Origin of the sequence: Segatella hominis (assembly GCF_019249725.2) — a bacterium.
Taxonomy (GTDB): domain Bacteria; phylum Bacteroidota; class Bacteroidia; order Bacteroidales; family Bacteroidaceae; genus Prevotella.
This window is the reverse complement of the sequence record NZ_CP137559.1, coordinates 1,747,822-1,765,967: the sequence shown is the minus strand read 5'-3', so window position 1 is coordinate 1,765,967 and position 18,146 is coordinate 1,747,822. Positions and strand designations below refer to the sequence as shown.

The 18,146-nt window shown below is 41.9% G+C and carries 14 protein-coding genes and 1 tRNA gene; 10 read left to right on the top strand and 5 right to left on the bottom strand.

The window, feature by feature from the left end; translation table 11 throughout:
* The first annotated feature begins 308 nt into the window (after positions 1 to 308).
* Both KUA50_RS07335 and KUA50_RS07330 read left to right on the top strand, forming a co-directional pair.
* Entirely contained in the window at positions 309 to 2,528 is a 2,220-nt protein-coding gene (locus KUA50_RS07335; RefSeq protein ID WP_218458024.1) for a family 20 glycosylhydrolase, read from the top strand.
* Between the two features lie 104 nt (positions 2,529 to 2,632).
* Positions 2,633 to 3,127, top strand: a complete 495-nt coding sequence (locus tag KUA50_RS07330; protein WP_218458023.1) for a DUF4252 domain-containing protein — start codon at positions 2,633 to 2,635, stop codon at positions 3,125 to 3,127.
* A gap of 271 nt (positions 3,128 to 3,398) precedes the next feature.
* On the opposite strand, the gene KUA50_RS07325 is transcribed toward KUA50_RS07330, so the two are convergent.
* The 3 genes from KUA50_RS07325 to KUA50_RS07315 all read right to left on the bottom strand — a co-directional run bounded on the left by KUA50_RS07325 (position 3,399) and on the right by KUA50_RS07315 (position 7,185).
* On the bottom strand, positions 3,399 to 5,660 hold the full coding sequence (locus tag KUA50_RS07325; RefSeq protein WP_218458021.1) for a cation:proton antiporter: 2,262 nt from the start codon (positions 5,658 to 5,660) through the stop codon (positions 3,399 to 3,401).
* 141 nt (positions 5,661 to 5,801) lie between these two features.
* On the bottom strand, positions 5,802 to 7,025 hold the full coding sequence (gene pepT, locus KUA50_RS07320) for a peptidase T (RefSeq protein ID WP_022110882.1): 1,224 nt from the start codon (positions 7,023 to 7,025) through the stop codon (positions 5,802 to 5,804).
* Between the two features lie 86 nt (positions 7,026 to 7,111).
* Positions 7,112 to 7,185 (bottom strand) — tRNA-Arg (locus tag KUA50_RS07315).
* A 354-nt stretch (positions 7,186 to 7,539) separates the two neighbouring features.
* Between KUA50_RS07315 and asnA the strand changes: the two genes are divergently transcribed.
* The gene (gene asnA, locus KUA50_RS07310; protein WP_218458019.1) at positions 7,540 to 8,577 is read left to right on the top strand and encodes an aspartate--ammonia ligase; all 1,038 of its coding nucleotides are present in this window, start codon (positions 7,540 to 7,542) and stop codon (positions 8,575 to 8,577) included.
* Between the two features lie 115 nt (positions 8,578 to 8,692).
* On the opposite strand, the gene KUA50_RS07305 is transcribed toward asnA, so the two are convergent.
* Both KUA50_RS07305 and KUA50_RS07300 read right to left on the bottom strand, forming a co-directional pair.
* Positions 8,693 to 10,132, bottom strand: a complete 1,440-nt coding sequence (locus KUA50_RS07305; RefSeq protein ID WP_413777421.1) for a transposase — start codon at positions 10,130 to 10,132, stop codon at positions 8,693 to 8,695.
* A 172-nt stretch (positions 10,133 to 10,304) separates the two neighbouring features.
* A complete protein-coding gene (locus KUA50_RS07300; protein WP_218458123.1) occupies positions 10,305 to 12,125 on the bottom strand; it encodes a DNA polymerase III subunit gamma/tau in 1,821 nt (606 codons plus the stop codon).
* 69 nt (positions 12,126 to 12,194) lie between these two features.
* Here KUA50_RS07300 and KUA50_RS07295 point away from each other — a divergent pair, with 69 nt between their 5' ends.
* The 7 genes from KUA50_RS07295 (at position 12,195) to KUA50_RS07265 (ending at position 18,087) form a co-directional block, all read left to right on the top strand.
* Complete coding sequence (locus tag KUA50_RS07295; RefSeq protein ID WP_022110885.1) at positions 12,195 to 12,545, top strand: FtsB family cell division protein; 351 nt, start codon at positions 12,195 to 12,197, stop codon at positions 12,543 to 12,545.
* Positions 12,529 to 12,945 (top strand): hypothetical protein, encoded by a 417-nt coding sequence (locus tag KUA50_RS07290; RefSeq protein ID WP_134842375.1) that lies wholly within the window; start codon positions 12,529 to 12,531, stop codon positions 12,943 to 12,945. Before KUA50_RS07295 ends, KUA50_RS07290 begins: the two co-directional genes overlap by 17 nt.
* A 105-nt stretch (positions 12,946 to 13,050) precedes the next feature.
* Positions 13,051 to 13,884 (top strand): DUF4369 domain-containing protein, encoded by an 834-nt coding sequence (locus KUA50_RS07285; RefSeq protein WP_218458125.1) that lies wholly within the window; start codon positions 13,051 to 13,053, stop codon positions 13,882 to 13,884.
* A 14-nt stretch (positions 13,885 to 13,898) separates the two neighbouring features.
* Positions 13,899 to 15,233: a dihydroorotase gene (locus KUA50_RS07280; RefSeq protein ID WP_218458145.1), complete on the top strand. Its 1,335-nt coding sequence runs from the start codon at positions 13,899 to 13,901 to the stop codon at positions 15,231 to 15,233.
* Positions 15,234 to 15,244: 11 nt separating this feature from the next.
* Positions 15,245 to 16,105, top strand: a complete 861-nt coding sequence (locus KUA50_RS07275; protein ID WP_218458127.1) for a vitamin B12 dependent-methionine synthase activation domain-containing protein — start codon at positions 15,245 to 15,247, stop codon at positions 16,103 to 16,105.
* Positions 16,102 to 17,283, top strand: coding sequence for a metallophosphoesterase (locus tag KUA50_RS07270; RefSeq protein WP_218458129.1), 1,182 nt, complete (start codon positions 16,102 to 16,104; stop codon positions 17,281 to 17,283). The genes KUA50_RS07275 and KUA50_RS07270 overlap by 4 nt, the downstream gene beginning before the upstream one ends.
* A 45-nt stretch (positions 17,284 to 17,328) precedes the next feature.
* Positions 17,329 to 18,087, top strand: a complete 759-nt coding sequence (locus KUA50_RS07265; RefSeq protein WP_022110891.1) for a lysophospholipid acyltransferase family protein — start codon at positions 17,329 to 17,331, stop codon at positions 18,085 to 18,087.
* Positions 18,088 to 18,146 lie beyond the last annotated feature (59 nt).

Genomic DNA, 18,146 nt, shown 5'->3' with positions numbered 1-18,146 from the left:
TTCTGAAATCTAAGAAATAAAATCAAAAGAGGAATGTCTGGTAATAAAGACATTCCTCTTTTTTGTTTCTTCAATCCCTCTATGCTTCCTCCCTCTTCATTCTACTCCTCTCCCTTCATTTTCCTCTCCTTTTTTTCCTCTCCATTATTTCTCTCTTCCTCTTTCTTTTCCTCCTTCCCTTTTCTAAAATAAAGTAAGATGTGTTTTTTTAGAAGTTTTAATTCAAAAAATTTGGAAAGTTCTAATAAAATCCGTATTTTTGTCCCATTGGAATTATTAATAACTATAACCTAATGATATTCATAAGTATGAGAAAAATGTTAGCACTTTCCTTCATGCTCCTGTGTTCGCCAACTCTGTTCGCACAGACTGTAGCCAACATGGATAGCCTGAAGGCAGAAAAGAAAACAACGGCGATTTCCTTGAAGTTGACGGGCAACCTGACCACTCAAGGTAATTCAGATTTCCGGCAAATGAGAGATCTTTGCTGGCAACTCAGAAATGTAGATTTGAGTGAAGCGACTTGTCCTGTCATCCCTAAGAATGCTTTTCATTCTCGCCATCATCTGCAAAAAATTTTGCTGCCTCAAAGAGTGCAGCAGATTGGTTCGCAGGCTTTCTTTGCCTGTGATAACTTGCAGGAACTTCATCTTCCGATGAGTTTAAAGCAGGTAGATGCAGCTGCCTTTTCGGGTTGTAAAAACCTGAAACATATCGTCATCGAAGGAACTCCACAGTTGGCTGAATATGCTTTTGCCCATTTATCGGGTTTACAGACCGTGAAGGTGAATTCCAAGATTCCTCCTCGTGCAGACATCACGACTTTCTATGGCATCCATCGCAGTCAATGTAAGTTAATCGTTCCAAAGGGAAGCGAGAAGGCTTACCGGAAGGCACCGGGCTGGAGTCTGTTCTTTGCTGACATGAAGCAGGCTAAGGAAATATGTGATCCGATGAAATGCCTGATTCCTGTGCCTATGGATTTGCAGGTAAAGAAAGATGCCCACCTACTTCAGGTGCATGAAAATTGGAATATCGTGGCTGCTGATGGTCTTGCGAATGAAAAGGAACAGGCCGAAAGAATCCTTTCTGAACGTGGCTGCTTGACAAACAATAACACTCAGGTGGGAAATTCCAGACAGAAAGCAAACGTAAAGGGTGGAAGCAAAGAACAGTTGACTTTAACGATGGAAATAGATCCTTCTCTTGCTGACGTAGAAGCTTACACTCTCGAAGTTTTGCCGCAAGGAGTAACGATTAAGGGAAAAACGGCAGCTGGTGTATTTTATGGTTTAATGACCTTTGACCAGTTGCTGCGTGGTAATGGGGCAAAGAACTGCTGTGATGCGATTCCTCAACTGTCGCTTTCAGACCAGCCACGTACCCATGTCAGAGAACTGATGGTGGATCCTTGTCGTACTTTTATCCCTTATGAGCAGTTGAAGGCTTTCATTCCTGAGATGGCCCGCTACAAACTAAATGCCATCCATCTGCATCTGGTGGATGACCAGGCTTGGCGTATCGAAATCAAGAAGTATCCTCGTTTGACGGCTGAGGCAAGCAGCAGATGGGGAATGGATGACATGAATATGCCTATCAAAGGCTATTATACGCAAGAGCAGATGCGGGATTTGGTAAGTTATGCTGCGAAATATCATGTGCAGGTGGTTCCTGAAATCGAAATGCCTGGGCATGAAGTGGCTGCTATCAGCGTTTATCCTGAATTGACTTGCCATGGTGTGCAGGTGCCAATCCGAACTACTTGTGGTGTTTCTGATGAATTACTTTGTCCGGGTAATGAGTTCACTTACGAGTTCTTAGGAAATGTTTTCAAGGAATTGGCTGACGTGTTCCCTTCTCCTTATATTCATTTAGGTGGAGATGAGGCAGGTAATCCGGCACTGGATTGTTGGACCAATTGTCCTAAATGTCAGGCGCTGAAGAAAAAATTAGGTATTACCACGACCGACCGTTCTGAGAATTGGAAATTGCAAGGTTATCTCTTCGACCGCATGATAGAACTCTTGCGCAACCGATATCATAAGACTCCGATGTTCTGGTATGAACTGGATTTCAAGAAAATTCAACCGGGATGCGTTACCTTTGCCTGGCGTTCGGGTCTGACAGAGGAAGCTTTGAAGGCTGCCGTAGAAAATAATGCCCGTATTATGCTTTGTCCAGGTGAACATTGTTATTTTGATTATCCTATGGCGAAGGGAGATATGCCGGAAGTGAATTGGGGAATGCCTGTTACCACCCTGAAAGATACGTATCGTCTTGATCCGGGTTGGGGAATGGGTGAAGATTTTGAGAACAACAATCTCTTTGGCGTGGCTGGTACGCTATGGAGCGAGTGCATTAATACACCTGAACGTATCTATTACCAGGCTTATCCTCGTGCCTTGGCTTTGGCAGAGGCGGGCTGGAGCATGCAAAAGAACCGTTCATGGGAAGGTTTTATCCTTCGTATGAAGCCAACTTTGGAGGATATGATGCGTCGTGGCATCACTTTCTCTATGGAATATTAAAATATGACGGAAGAAAATTAATAATAAATAACAAGTAAAATCAGAGTTTCTACTATTAAATTGTTACTTTTGCACCCAAGATACAACAATTAATGGATAAAAGGATGAAAAAGATTACAATGTTTTTGATGCTGGTGATGGTGCTTGCAGTTCAGACACTCTCAGCAAGATCGGCCAAAGATCTTATCAATGAGTATAAGGCTAAGAATCGTGCGGAATATACCTATGTCTCGCCTGCGATGATGCTGCTTGTCAAGGCAGCTGCTGTGAAATACGACAAGGATGTAGCTAAGGCCATTGACAAGGTGACGGGCGTGCGTATTCTCAAGTTGGACGCTTGCAAGACCAAGGTAAAGAAGAAGTTCTTGAAGGAGTTGGATAACGTCGATGAGGAGGAATACCAGCCTTTGGTGATGAAGGACAATGCTTATGATGGCTTCAGGGTATTGGTGAAGATGGATGCCGATGTTTTGTCGGAGGTGGTCGCTTACAAGGCCAACTATGATAACTGTCTCTTGATAGAAGTGGAAGGAAGAATCGCCATGGATGATATTCAGAAACTCTTGGAGGGAACCAAGATCTTGGAGGATTTGAAATAAAAAATCAAAATATGAGGTAAGAAAAAGGCTTTTGCAACCGAGTTGCAAAAGCCTTTTTGTAATTTTGCAGCCGTAAATGAGAGCCTTGAAGAAATGCCAATAAGGATATAATTAAAATGAAAACTTTCTGGAAATGCCAATATAAATATTGAATTTTCAAGAAGGGTTAATAAAGCTATTGAATATAAATAAAATAATGGATTCAACAATGCGATCAATACCGCAAAGTCGTTAATAAAGGTATAGAATATAAATAAAATAATGGAGAAGGCTAAGCCCTCTCCATTATTTTTTGCAAGTCGCTTTCTTCTCCTACTATCCAAAGGATATCTCCTTTTTCAAATGTACGGGTAGGAGCTATTTTCGTTAAGTTCTCTTGTCCTTCTTCCAATCCCACAACCATACAGTTGTATTTATCGCGGATTCCACTTTCAAGAAGTGATTTTCCGCAGAATTCACTTTTACCGCTGATGATGAGTTGTCGTAGTTTCATCTCCCGTTTCTCTATTTCCAGATCTTCTGGTATGAGATCCGTACTGAGCGCGGTTGCAAATTTCTGCAATTGGTCATCATTACCAATGACTTGTAATTTATCTCCTGGGAAAATGACTGTATCTCCGTTAGGAATATTCAGTCGTTGTGAACCACGCATGATACTGCTCATATCTACACCAAACCGTTCACGGAGATGCAGTTCTTTGAGCGTTTTTCCTCCCCATGAAGAATCTTCCGGTACATCAAAATCGCTGATATGGATGTCTCGGTCCAATAAATGTCCTTCGTAGAGTGGTTTCTTCTCGCCGTTTACCTGTGCCATAATGTCCCTTGAACGCAGGTTGTGAATGAAGAGTCTTTCCATCTTGATGCTTCTCTTCTTGGTCCATCTTGATGCTATCATCAGGGAAACGACTGCAATGCCGATGATTATCATGAGCGCATCGGTGAAACGTGTCAGATAATTGCAGATATAGAAGATGAAAGCCAATGCAATAACAAATCTCACGACGATGGTGAAGAGAAGCGGAATCCTGTTGATGCTGCTTTCTACCCATAGGCGTTTCCACTCACTGCTATGGTTCTTTTTCATGATGATGGCACGCAGGAATGGAGCTATCAGCACGAGGGTCAATATGCCTGTGATGGCGTTAGCATACCAATGCAATTTCCAACCAGGGAAAAGACTTCGGGTGAATGGAAGTACGAAGGTAAACATCAATGCGATGACTGCTGCAGTAAGGATGGAATAGGCTACGGTGTTGATGAGCATTTGTCTGAGAAGAGACTTCCATTTGCTCTGCTGAGTCGTAGAGGGATGGCTCATCGCAAAATGATTCAGTATGTTGATGAGTCGTTTCGGCAGATGCTTCTCCATGACTTGATACGTCGGTGTGGCAAGGCGAATCATATAAGGAGTTAGGAAGGTCGTGATGACAGATACGGCAACAACTACTGGATAGAGATAGTTGCTGATAACGCCTAACGACAGACCTAAGGAAGCGATGATGAAAGAAAACTCACCAATCTGTGCCATGGAAAATCCACAGCGCATAGCTGATTTCAGAGATTCTCCACCGAGCATGAAGCCGAAGGTACCGAATATGGCTTGTCCTATGAGTATGCTACCTACCAATGCCAGAATAGGAATGGCATATTCTATCAGAATCTTGGGGTCAACGAGCATACCTACGGAAACAAAGAAGATGGCTCCAAACAGGTTCTTTACAGGTTCCACCAGTTTGATAATCTTTTCTGCTTCGATGGTTTCTGCTAAGATGCTGCCCATGACGAAAGCGCCAAAAGCACTGGAGAATCCTACCTTGGTGGAGAGTACTGCCATGCCGCAACAGAGTCCTAATGCTACAATCAGAAGGGTTTCATTGTTGATAAGTTTGCGTACAGAACGGAGGAAAAGTGGGATGGCAAAGATTCCTACTATAAACCAAAGGACAAGGAAGAAGGCAATCTTTATCACAGAACCGATCATCTGTTCTCCATCAGGGTTGTTGCCTCCAGCAATGGCCGACAGCATCACCATCATGACAATGGCAAGTATGTCTTCCAGTATCAGAACGCTCATCACCATGCCCGCAAACTTCTGTTGCCGCAGTCCCATATCATCAAAAGCCTTGTAAATAATGGTGGTGGAACTCATGGCAAGCATACCGCCAAGGAAAATACAGTCCATCTTGCTCCACCCAAAGCCATGACCTATGCTGATGCCGAGCATCATCATGAAGAACACGATGACTACGGTTGCAATGATAGGGGAGGCTCCCATTTTTACGATTTTCTTGAAAGAGAAGTCAAGACCGAGTGAGAATAGGGTAAAGATAACTCCGATATCTGCCCAAGTCTTGATATCTGTTTCATCAATGACCGACATGGTATAGGGCATGTGAGGTGAAACAAGAAAACCGGCAACGATGTATCCTAACACAAGGGGTTGCTTGAGCTTCTTGAAAATGATGGTTACGATGCCTGCAACCATCAGTATGAGTGCCAAATCTTTTACTAAAAATGGAATTTCTGCCATTCGAAAGAAAATTAAGTTTGATATGTAAGTGAAAACAGTTTATCGTCTATTGGAGTATTAAGTCATAATATGAAAATAATCTATAGTCCCATCAGCATTCATGCTTTCTGGGATTATAGATTATTATGATTGATACGAAACTTAGTCGTTGTATTCTGCTGTGATTTCCGCAATCTTCACGATGGTCTGTACTACTTTCTCCATTACCTGGATGCTGACAAACTCATGTGGACCATGGAAATTGACACCGCCTGCAAAGATGTTAGGACAAGGAAGTCCCTTGAAACTCAACTGTGCTCCATCGGTACCGCCACGGATAGGTTCTACGCGTGGAGGAACGCCGCTTTCCTGCATCGCTCTCAAGACGATGTCGATGACATGCATGTTAGGGTCGATTTTCTCTTTCATGTTGTAATACTGATCGTAAATCTCAGCCTCACATGTTCCTTCGCCATATTTCTCGTTGATTTTCTTCACGCAGTCAGCAATGAATGCTTTGCGATCTTCAAATTTATCACGGTCGTGGTCACGAATGATATAAGCCAACTTAGCTTCCTCACAGTGGCTTTCAATACCCAGCAAGTGGTAGAAACCCTGATAACCTTCTGTGGTTTCAGGAAGGTCGGTCTCTGGTATCATGTTTTGGAATTCCACCGCAAGTCTGCTTGCGTTGATCATCTTGCCTTTAGCATAACCTGTATGTACACTCACACCCTTGATGCGGATCTTGGCAGCTGCGGCATTGAAGTTTTCGTATTCCAAATCGCCGAGGTCGCCTCCGTCGATGGTATAAGCCCAGTCGCAGGCAAATTTTTCAACATCAAAGTGGTGAGCACCCATTCCGATTTCTTCGTCAGGGTTGAAGCCGACACGTATATCTCCATGTTTGATTTCATCATGGTCTCTGAGATAGCACATAGCCTGTACGATTTCAGCAATTCCTGCTTTATCGTCTGCACCAAGAAGGGTCGTGCCATCAGTTACGATGATGTCCTCGCCTTTATGGGCTTTCAATTCTGGGAATTTATCGACTCTGGAGAAGATGCCTGGACTCAATTCAATATCTTCGCCATCATAGTTGCGGATGACGCGTGCCTTGATGTCCTTGCCACTTGCATCAGGACTGGTGTCCATATGAGATATAAATCCGATGGTAGGTGTCTTTTTCTTGGTATTGCCTTTCAATGTAGCGTAGATGTAACCCATATCGTCCATCTCTACATCGCTAAGCCCCTCCTCTTCCAATTCGTGTTTTAGATACTTGGCGAACTCCAGTTGTTTCGCCGTACTAGGCACACTGTCGGAATCTTCGCTCGACTGTGTGTCAAATTTTGTGTAGTTTATAAAACGTTCTACTAAGTCCATGTTTTTAACTAAATAATGTGATAATTCTTCTGATACAGGATGGCATTCCATTTTAGGGGAAGTGGCTTTCCTGGATAGAGAATGTGTGATCTCGGTGGGACTCAAACCCACGACCTTTTGAACCGGAATCAAACGCTCTATTCAACTAAGCTACGAGACCAAGATATTCATACCTTATTATATATATGCAAAATCTCTTCCATATATACAGTTTGCAGATACGTTTGCAAAATTACTGATTTTATTTGAAATAACCAAATATTTGAGTAAAAAAACTTATTGAGAGGCGTAGGGAAGACTTTTTATTTAGGATAATAAAGAGAAAATGATACGAAAATAGTGCAAATAGATAGTGAAATATTAAAAATCCTATCATTTTGAAAAATAAAATAGAAAAACGCTTGCAGATTAATAATAATTTAGTACCTTTGCACCGTCAAATAGAAAACAGGCGTACTAACCTGCATTTCATTTGTCCCTAAATACATAAAAACAAAGAAAAAATATATATATTATGAGTAATGTAATAAAACCAGTAGGCTATAAGGCACTTCTTGATATGCGCCAAACCGAAATGGGAATCAAACTGATTAAGGAGTTCTTTCAGGCAAATCTTTCCACAGAACTTCGTTTGCGTCGTGTGACTGCTCCTCTTTTCGTATTGAAAGGTTTGGGTATTAATGATGATCTCAATGGAGTGGAACGTCCTGTAACTTTCCCTATCAAAGATTTGGGAGATGCTAAAGCAGAAGTGGTTCATTCTCTGGCAAAATGGAAGAGATTGACATTGGCTGAATATAAAATAGAACCTGGATATGGTGTCTATACCGATATGAATGCTATTCGTGCTGACGAAGAACTCGATAATCTCCACTCTCTGTATGTTGACCAGTGGGATTGGGAGGCTGTGATTGAAAAGAAAGATCGCAACTTGGCATTCTTGGAAGGCGTGGTGCGTCGCATTTATGCTGCTATCCGCCGTACTGAATATCTCACCTGTGAGCATTATCCACAGTTGAAGCCTTTCTTGCCAGAACAGATTCATTTTGTTCATGCGCAAGATTTGCTTGATATGTATCCTGATAAGACTCCTAAAGAGCGAGAGGATGCTATCTGCAAGAAATATGGCGCAGTATTCGTAGAGGGTATTGGTGGTAAGTTGAGTGATGGTAAGAAGCATGATGGACGTGCTCCTGACTATGACGATTGGAGTACTATTGCCGAGAATGGAAAGATGGGGCTTAATGGTGATATTCTGATCTGGTATCCGGTTCTGGAGCGTAGTTTTGAATTGAGTTCCATGGGTATTCGTGTGGATAAGGAAAGCTTGCTTCGCCAGTTAAAGATAGAAGGTAAGGAAGATCGCGAGAAACTCTATTTCCACCAGCAACTCTTAAATGATAAGTTGCCTTTGAGTATCGGTGGTGGTATAGGACAAAGCCGTCTCTGCATGGTCTTGCTTCATAAGGCGCATATTGGTGAAATACAGGCAAGTATCTGGCCTGATGAAATGCGCAAGGAATGTGAGGAAAATGGTATGACTTTGATTTAAAATAAAAATCCTATGGATGTAGCTCGATATGCTTTATCCATAGGATTTTTTAGTTTATCTTAAAAAATAGTTTCTCGTTTTTTTAGATTACTGAAGTTTCGCAAGTGAATAAATATCAACTTGCTTGTTTATAAATATACATATTACGTAGCGTATGGGCAACAGGATTACTTTCGATGAAATCTGCCAGCAACTCTGTAGCATCTATAGAGTAACGCTCTGCTGCTTCCAGAACGAAGTCCAAAATGATAGCCCATATCTTGTCCGTTACGGACAACTCGAGAGTGTCATTGGTAACCTCTGTAAAGAGACCACCGATGGTTTCATACGCTTCAAATCTCTTCACTGTACACAAGATGTTATACTGCATCATTGTCAAAGTGAAGCTAGCAATTTGAGCGGCAAAATGTACAGACTGGCATTTACCAAAGTTCAGCAAGGTCTTGCAATCCTTGTATGCAACTTCGGTAGCCCATCGTCTGGCATAAATACGATACGCTTCAAGGAAGCTAAGAGAAAGGTCTGTGGTCAACAACCCATTCCAGTTTCCCTTGCGTCCTCGTTTGCAAAAGAACAAACGGACTGGCACACCATCCAACTTAACGTCCATTGTACAATAGGTACAGCGAAGTATTTTGTTGTGTTTGCATGCCTTCTCCTTTTGCAGGTGCTTGATGATTTGCTTGGCATTCATCTTGCCATGCTTCGTTGCATAGTTGGTTTTGCCCAGTTTAATCATGCCCAACAGGTGACACTTGATATGTCTGCTGGAAATGAAACGCACAAGCTTAGTGTTTGTAAACCAGCTATCTACGAGCAAGTAATCAAAGCGAACACCTCGCTTGATGGCATACTTGACCATATCTATGGCCTTGTCTGTCTTCTTCATCAGATATTCATCCACACGATCTTTTACCGCTTGCCCTTCGTGGTCCTCGGTATAGCGAGCTTTGCGTTGCTTAGCAGTAAGTCCCTGAACCTTTTGCTTGTCCTTTCCCTCCTCACCATGAAGAGAAAAATCGAGAAAGAGCTGGCTAACGCCATCGGACAACATCATGGTCAGACACTTATAACCAAGGATGCTCTTTTGATGAACATGAGACCAGATTCTTCCTATGAGTTCGGTCGTCATACCAGTCTTAGGTGCATCAGTATCATCAATAATCAAACAAACCGGCTTGTCATGATGAACAGTTGTGCTGCTTGATATCTTCTTTATCAGCTGAAGATTCATTGCATATAGTAACTTGCGCCACTTGACGTTGCCATCATTCATAAAACGATAGAACATGTCTTTATCACAATTGAACAATTTACTCAAGGACGAGTTGGAGTATCGACTCGCATTCTTGACTACGAAGAACGGGAAGAGCATGAGGAGGTTGAGTACCTGCAAAGTGGTGAACTTGCAGTTCTCTTTCTTCTCTACTCCAATCTGGCTGGAGCGTATATTTATATGTTCCATCACACCCATAATGCACTTAATTGCACGATTATCGTCATTTTTTGCGAAAAAGCTTCGCAGATCTGAAATAATTTTTGTATATTTGCTCACGGCTTTGAAGTTTTATCTTTATTGTTTAGCGATTATAAAGATACTCATTTTCTGTGAGTTATACAAACTTCAGAGCCTTTTTTATTCCAAAATTACGTTAAATCACGCTTGTGAATTTTCACTTGCGAAACTTTAGTTAGATTATTGTTTTGAAAAATCTGCCATAGCTGAATTATGCCATGACTAATTTGAATTCCTGTACCAATTTGTCAAGTGCAGGATTTTTCTTTTTCATATCATCGAAGATTTCCCGTTTATTACGTATCTTTCCGATTTCTTCTTGCTTGGCTACACGGTAATTGATAATGATGTCGTCATTGTTCAATCCTAATACAAGTGTACTTCTGATGCGGTTTTTGATTTTTCCGATTTGATCAAGAAGTATCGGATTATCAATGACGATTTCCACCGAAGGATAATCTGTGATTTTGGGAGTCAGCATTTTTAGGCGTTGTGACAAACCATACAGTTCGTTGATACCTTGCATTCTCATACACATACTCATCCATTGACCGTATAAAAGCTCATTATCGAAAGGTTGCTTTTTATCTTCGGCTATTGACGCAGTTTCTGTTGTGTCGCTGATGGCAGAATAATTGTTTTTATCTTCTTCTTTGTGTTTCTTAAGATTCTTGAACGTCATGCCGATACTGCCAAGTTTGATACTTCCCTTAGGTTTGTTGCTTGTTGTAGAAGTATCTTTCGCTGAGGCAGTTTCATTAGTCTCGGATTTTTGGGCAATAGAATGCCCGACAGCAGGAACGGCTTCAATCTTCTTGCTGTCAACTTGCTCTTTACCTGCACCCTGTGAAGCAGGTTTAAGGGGAGCAATCAATTTCTGAAACAGGGATTTTAATCTATGGGGCGTACGCCCCGCACTTGGCACATCTTGATCTTCTGGTTGAGTTATCTGACCTACTTGGATGAGGGTCAGTTCTACCAGCAGGCGCTTGTTTGAACTTTGGCGGTATTGAACATCGCAGTCGTTCATGATTTTTAGTGCCTTATATAAGAAAGGTGTAGGGGCTTTCTGAGCCTGTGCCTGGAATTTGGCCTTTTGCTCTTCACTGGTTTCCAAGAGTGGCAGAGTCTGGGGATCTTTTGCCATCATGACATTACGCACATGTTGGGCAAGACCTTGGACAAGAATGCCTCCGTCGAAACCTTTGTTGAGAATATTGTTCAGCAGCACCATCATCTCGCTCACTTTGTTGGAGAGAGCGAGGTCAACCAAGTTGAAATAGTTGTCGCTATCCAGAACGTTCAGGTCCTCGATTACCTTTTTATAAGTGATGTCGCCCTGACAGAAACTGGCAGCCTGGTCAAAGATAGAGAGTGCATCGCGCATACCGCCATCGGCTTTTTCAGCGATGACAGCCAAAGCCTGTTCCTCATATTTGATTCCTTCTTTTTCTGCTACCATAGCCAGATGCTTAATCGTGTTAGGAACAGTCATTCGCTCGAAATCGTAAATCTGACATCTACTGAGAATGGTAGGCAGAATCTTGTGCTTCTCCGTGGTCGCCAGGATAAAGATGACATGCGATGGTGGCTCCTCCAATGTCTTGAGGAATGCATTGAAGGCAGCAGAACTCAGCATGTGTACCTCATCGATGATAAACACTTTGTACTTGCCAATCTGTGGCGGGATGCGGGTTTGCTCCATGAGAGCCTTGATTTGCTCTACACCATTATTGCTGGCGGCATCAAGCTCAAAGATGTTGAATGAGCGCTGCTCGTTGAAAGCTGTGCAACTTTCGCACTCATTGCAGGCTTCTCCGTCTTCACGGGGATGCTCGCAATTGATAGCCTTGGCAAAAATACGGGCACAGGTAGTCTTTCCGACACCACGAGGACCGCAAAAAAGGTATGCGTGAGCGAGCTTTCCACTCTTCACCGCATTCTTTAAAGTTGTTGTCAAAGCACTCTGTCCAACCACCGTATCGAAGGTCATCGGACGGTACTTTCTTGCAGAAACAATATATTCTTCCATTATTTTTTCTTAAATGATGATGCAAAGATAACAAAAAAATATTATCTTTGCAAACAAATATCGAAATAAATGAGTAAACAATTAGGTGTAATATGGGGCTATCTCTCTCATTATAAGTATCTTATAGTGATTGTTGTGGGCGTTTTGGTAGTAGGTGCAATTGATGACAATAGCATCTACCAGCATGTGAAATACCAGATTCAGATCAATAATTTGCGTTCTGAGATAAAAAAATATACTGCGCGTTATCAGGCAGACACCAAACTGCTGAGGGAAATGCGCGTGGATCCGAAGGCTTATCAGAAAATAGCCAGAGAAAACTATTTCATGAAGGCAGACGATGAGGATATCTTCGTCTTGAGCACCGATTTGCCTAATAATAATAACGAAGAAGATTTAGAAAATGAAACAGTTGAGTAAAATTCAGAGTGCCATATTCCTCTTGGGTGGCGTGCTGATGGTTGTCGGTGCAGGTTGCTATGCGTTTGGATTTATCTATCCTAAAATGTTGCTTTATACCTGTTGGGTGTTCTTAGTAGGTACGGTGCTTTTTAGTGTGATACAAGCCATGCAGTTATACGAAGGAAAATCGTTTGTCATTCATCGTCTGAAGCGCATACAGGCAATGGCGGATATTTGTTTTATATTGTCGGGCATTTCTATGGTTGATACGGTATATGCTTTTGCCCGTAATTGGTTTTCCAACTATGAGACGTATATCACCTACTTTTATAATAAGTGGGTGCTTCTGCTGCTTATCGCAGCTTTGTTGGAATTATATACGACACATCGTATTTCCCGTGAACTGGAGAAGGAATAATGCCAAAAAATACTAAATACAGACGATATTCAATTAAATAGCATAAATTTATTTCCGTACTTCAATTTAAGATTGTACTTTTGTTACCCGAAATACAGACAGATTATGAATAAGATACTTTATGCATTTATCACCTTGTTGGCAATGACATCGTGTGCCAATAGCTACAATATCCAAGGTACGTCTAATGTGAGTACATTGGATGGAAGGATGCTATACCTGAAAATCCTGAAAAACAATGATTTTAAAAATATTGATTCCTGTGATGTTGTGCATGGTCAATTCCATTTTGACGGAAATTTGGATTCTGTGAGAATGGCTAATATTTTCATGGATGATGAGGCTGTCCTCCCATTGGTGCTGGAGAGCGGTGACATTAATGTGAAATTAGATGATGCTCAACAGATAGTTAGCGGCACTCCTTTGAATGATAAACTGTTTAAGTTCTTCAAGAAATACCAGCAGTTGCAGAACCAGCAGATGGAATTGGTGCATAAGCATGACCAGGCTATCATGAATGGTAGTGATATGGAGATGGTAACAAGAAAACTGAATGAGGAAGCTATTCGGTTGGCTGATCAGGAAGATAAACTGGTCACTTCTTTCGTGACCGAGAATTTTGATAATGTCTTGGGCCCTGGAGTATTCTTCATGGTTACCATGAGAAATCAATACCCGATGCTTTCTCCTTGGATTGAGGATATCATGAGTAAGGCTACTGAGCATTTCAAGAATGATCCATACGTGAAGGATTATTATCAGAAGGCTCAGGAAAATGAGCAGATTATGAATGGTACAAGAGATGCAGGACAGGATGCTTCTGCAATGCAAGCACCTCAAGTGGATCCGAATGCAGCTCCTGCTCCAACTGCTAATGATCTGGCTAAACCTACTATTCCGGAGAATCAGGCTGCGGAAGGTAATGGCTTCGGTAATTAATCTGTAGAATTATGATGAGAACATTAATAAAAAACGGAACTATTGTCAATGAAGGACGCTCTTTCTTGGGCGACCTTGTTGTCAATGGTGAACAAATTGAAAAAATATATGAAGGTAAGGCACCTCGTGGAATCTATGATCAAGTCATTGATGCCTCGGGGTGTTTTGTTTTGCCTGGTGTGATAGATGATCATGTGCATTTCCGTGAACCGGGTTTGACACGTAAGGCTGATATTGAGAGCGAGAGTAGAGCTGCCGCCTTTGGTGGTGTGACTTCTTACTTCGAAATGCCTAATACCAATCCTCAAACTACGACTTTGGAGGCTTTGGAGGATAAGTTTGCATTAGGTGCTCAGAAAAGTCATGTTAACTATAGTTTCTTTTTTGGTGCAACCAATGATAATGTAGATTCATTTGATAGATTGGATGTTCATCGTATTCCGGGTATTAAACTCTTTATGGGTTCCAGCACGGGCAATATGCTGGTGGATAAGTATGAGTCTTTGCAACAGATATTTGTTAAAGCCAAGAATTTGGGACTGCCTGTGATGACTCATTGCGAGGATACTGACATCATCAATCGCAATATGGCTGCCTATCAGAAAAAATATGGTGAAGATCCTGATGTGAAATTCCATCCGGAAATCCGTAGTGTAGAGGCTTGTTACGAAAGTAGTAGTCTGGCTGTTAAATTGGCAAAGGAGTCTGGGGCTCATCTGCATATTGCGCATGTGACTACCGCTCGTGAACTTGAATTCTTCGGAAAAGATGAGAATATTACGGGTGAAGCTGTCATTGCGCATCTTTATTTCTCGGATGAGGATTATGCAGACAAGAAAGCTTTCATCAAATGTAATCCTGCTATTAAGACAGTGAAAGATAGGCAGGCATTACGTGAGGCTTTGGCTGATGGGCGAATTTCGGTTGTTGGCACTGATCATGCTCCTCATGAATGGAAAGACAAGCAGGGCGGTTGTGCCAAGGCTGCTTCGGGTATGCCGATGGTGCAATTCTCGTTGGTAAGTATGTTGGAATTGGTGGACGAAGGTGTTCTTTCTATTGAAAGAATGGTAGAGGTGATGTCTCATCATCCTGCCAAACTCTTTCAAGTGGACAAACGTGGCTTTTTGCGCCCGGGCTATCAGGCCGATATTGTTATTGTTCGCCCTCATACTGCTTGGACTGTTCAGAAAGAAATCATCCAAAGTAAATGCGGGTGGAGTCCTATGGAAGGACATGAATACCAATGGCAAGTGGAGCAAACGATCTGTAATGGACACCTTATATATAATAAGGGAGAGTTTGACGAGGCTTATCGTGGCGAAGAACTTACTTTTAGAAAATCATAAATTCTAAGATTTTGAGAAAGGTTTTGACATACGATATTGCGGATATAGTACCGTATATCAATTGGCTCTATTTCTTTCATGCTTGGGGACTGAGTGGTAAGCCTGCAGGCGAAAAAGAAAAAATGAAACAGGAGGCGCTTCTGATGTTGAAGTCTTGGTATGGTAAATATCATACTCATGCTTTGTTTCGATTGATGAAAGCCTGTAGTGATGGGGATGATATCGTCTTAATCGATGATTTGAATGATCAAATCAACGGTCAGACTATTCGCTCGGAGGTTCGTATTCCCATGCTCCGTCAGCAAAAGGTTTCTGCGGATGGGCAACCTAATTTGTGTCTGTCAGATTTCTTGCGCCCCATCTATATGGAAAAGACGGATTGCTTGGGTATCTTTTGTGCTACGGTTGATGCGGAAATTGTGGAGTTGTATCGTCATGATGATTATCAGTCGATGTTGGCACAAACGCTTAGTGACCGGTTGGCAGAAGCCACAGCTGAGCGTATGCATCAGGAAGTTAGAACTACTTTTTGGGGATATGCTGCAGATGAAAAGTTGACGATGGCGCAGCTTCTTCGAGAGGACTATCAGGGTATTCGCCCTGCAGTGGGCTATCCTTCTATGCCGGATACCAGTATCAATTTTATCCTGGATGAAATTCTTGGGATGAAAGAGATTGGTATCAGACTTACTGAAAGTGGTATGATGACGCCCCATGCCAGTGTGTCGGGGTTGATGTTTTCTCATCCCAAGGCACATTATTTTGAACTGGGAAAGATAGGGGAGGATCAGTTGAGAGATTATGCAAATAGACGTGGTATTCCAGTGGAACTCATGCGGCGATTCTTGCAATCAAGTTTGATGAAAAAATGATATATAGAATACTTATACCCATTATATTGGGTATTGTGTTGCCTTATTTATGGATATTCAAGACTGAATTCCAGAAGGTAACTGGTAGAAAAAGGTTTCTGTTGTGGATTCCTGCTATGATAGTTTTGGGATATAGTGTATATTTGGCTTTTCTGCCGAACTTTGTACCGAAAAATCCCTTGCTGGTTGATATCTGGTTCGCTCTGATGGCGGTCTGTGCTGTGCCGGAGTTTGTCTTTGCTTTCTGCAGTTCCTTAGGATGGTGCTGCAAAAGATATTTTCATTTAGAGAAGAATTGGGGACGAACGGTTGGACTCGTTTTGGCTATTGTGGCTTTCGTGACGTTTGTCTATGGATTTACTTTAGGCTTCCGTAAACTGGAAGTGAAACAAGTCACCATATATCTGTCTGATTTGCCAAAGAACTTCGATGGGTATAGAATTGTCCTGTTTAGTGATTTCCATCTCGGTTCCTTTTATGGTTGGAGGTCGGATATTCCCCAGCGGGATATTGACAGCATTCAGGCACAGCATCCTGACATGATTTGCTTTACGGGTGATTTGCAAAATGCACATCCTTCAGAATTAGTACCTTATTATCAGGTGCTTCGTTCGTTGAAAGCAAAGGATGGAGTTTATAGTATCTTGGGCAATCACGATTATAGTTATTATGTTGATGCAGATCCTGATGAACAGGTTGAAATAGAGAAAAGGGTACAGGATTTTGAGCGAAGTTTAGGATGGCAACTGCTGAATAATGAACATCGGGTGGTGTATAGAGGACAGGATTCCATCTATATAGCTGGAACGGAAAATTATGATAAACCGAAGCGGACAAGTGTGGCGAAATCACTTGCATCCATCAAACCGGGAAATTTTATCTTGATGCTCCAGCATATACCAACGCAGTGGAAAGATATGGTTCCTTCCAAAATTAATGAGGTGTATGGATCTAAAGATACGGTTTTAATGGCACCGCAATTGACATTCAGCGGTCATACTCATGCAGGACAAGTTGAGGTCTTGGGCATCCGGCCAACCATGTTTGCCAGTTATGACTATGGTTTGTATGAGCGTGAAGGTTGCCAGCTCTTTACGACTGCCGGATTGGGTGGCGTGATTCCTATCCGTATAGGAGCTACCGCCGAGATTGTAGTTGTCACATTAAAAAGAAAATAAGAATTACCATATAAAAGTATTATCAGCGTAGAAAATATTGAGATTATGAAATATTTATATCGTTTATACCAATTATTGGTGTGCTTGCCTATCTTGGTATTGGCAAGTATTATTACGAGTATTACAACAGTTGTGGGGTGTATGTTAGGTAATGGGCATTTCTGGGGATATTATCCTGGTAAGATCTGGTCACAGTTGTGGATACGTATTCTCCTGTTGCCTGTAAAGGTAGAAGGACGTGAAAATTTGGAGAAAAAGCAGAGCTACGTTTTTGTAGCCAATCATCAGGGAGCCTTTGATATTTTCCTGATATATGGTTTTTTGGGACGTAATTTCAAGTGGATGATGAAGAAAGGTCTTCGTAAGATTCCTTTGGTAGGAGTGGCTTGCGAGTATGCTCATCATATCTTCGTAGATAAAAGCGGACCTTCCAAAATCCGTGCTTCCTATGACAAGGCTCGTGAAGAACTCAAGGAGGGAATGTCGCTGGTGGTGTTCCCTGAAGGTGCCAGAACTTTTACCGGTCATATGGGTGTTTTCCGTCGAGGTGCTTTTATGTTGGCAGACGAACTGCAGTTGCCTGTTTGTCCTCTTACCATCAATGGCAGTTTCCAGGTGAAGCCGCGTATGAAAGATATTTTTTGGGTGTTTTGGCATCCGTTGAAGTTGACTATACATAAGCCAATAGCTCCTATAGGCAGAGGTGCTGACAATATTAAGCATCAGATGACGGAGAGTTATGAGGCAATTATGAATGGTTTAGACAAGGAATATCAGGGTTTTGTAGAAAATCCTGACCAATAAATGAAAAAATAATCAAAAATATAGTGGAATTGTGATAAAAGTCGTATCTTTGCATATCA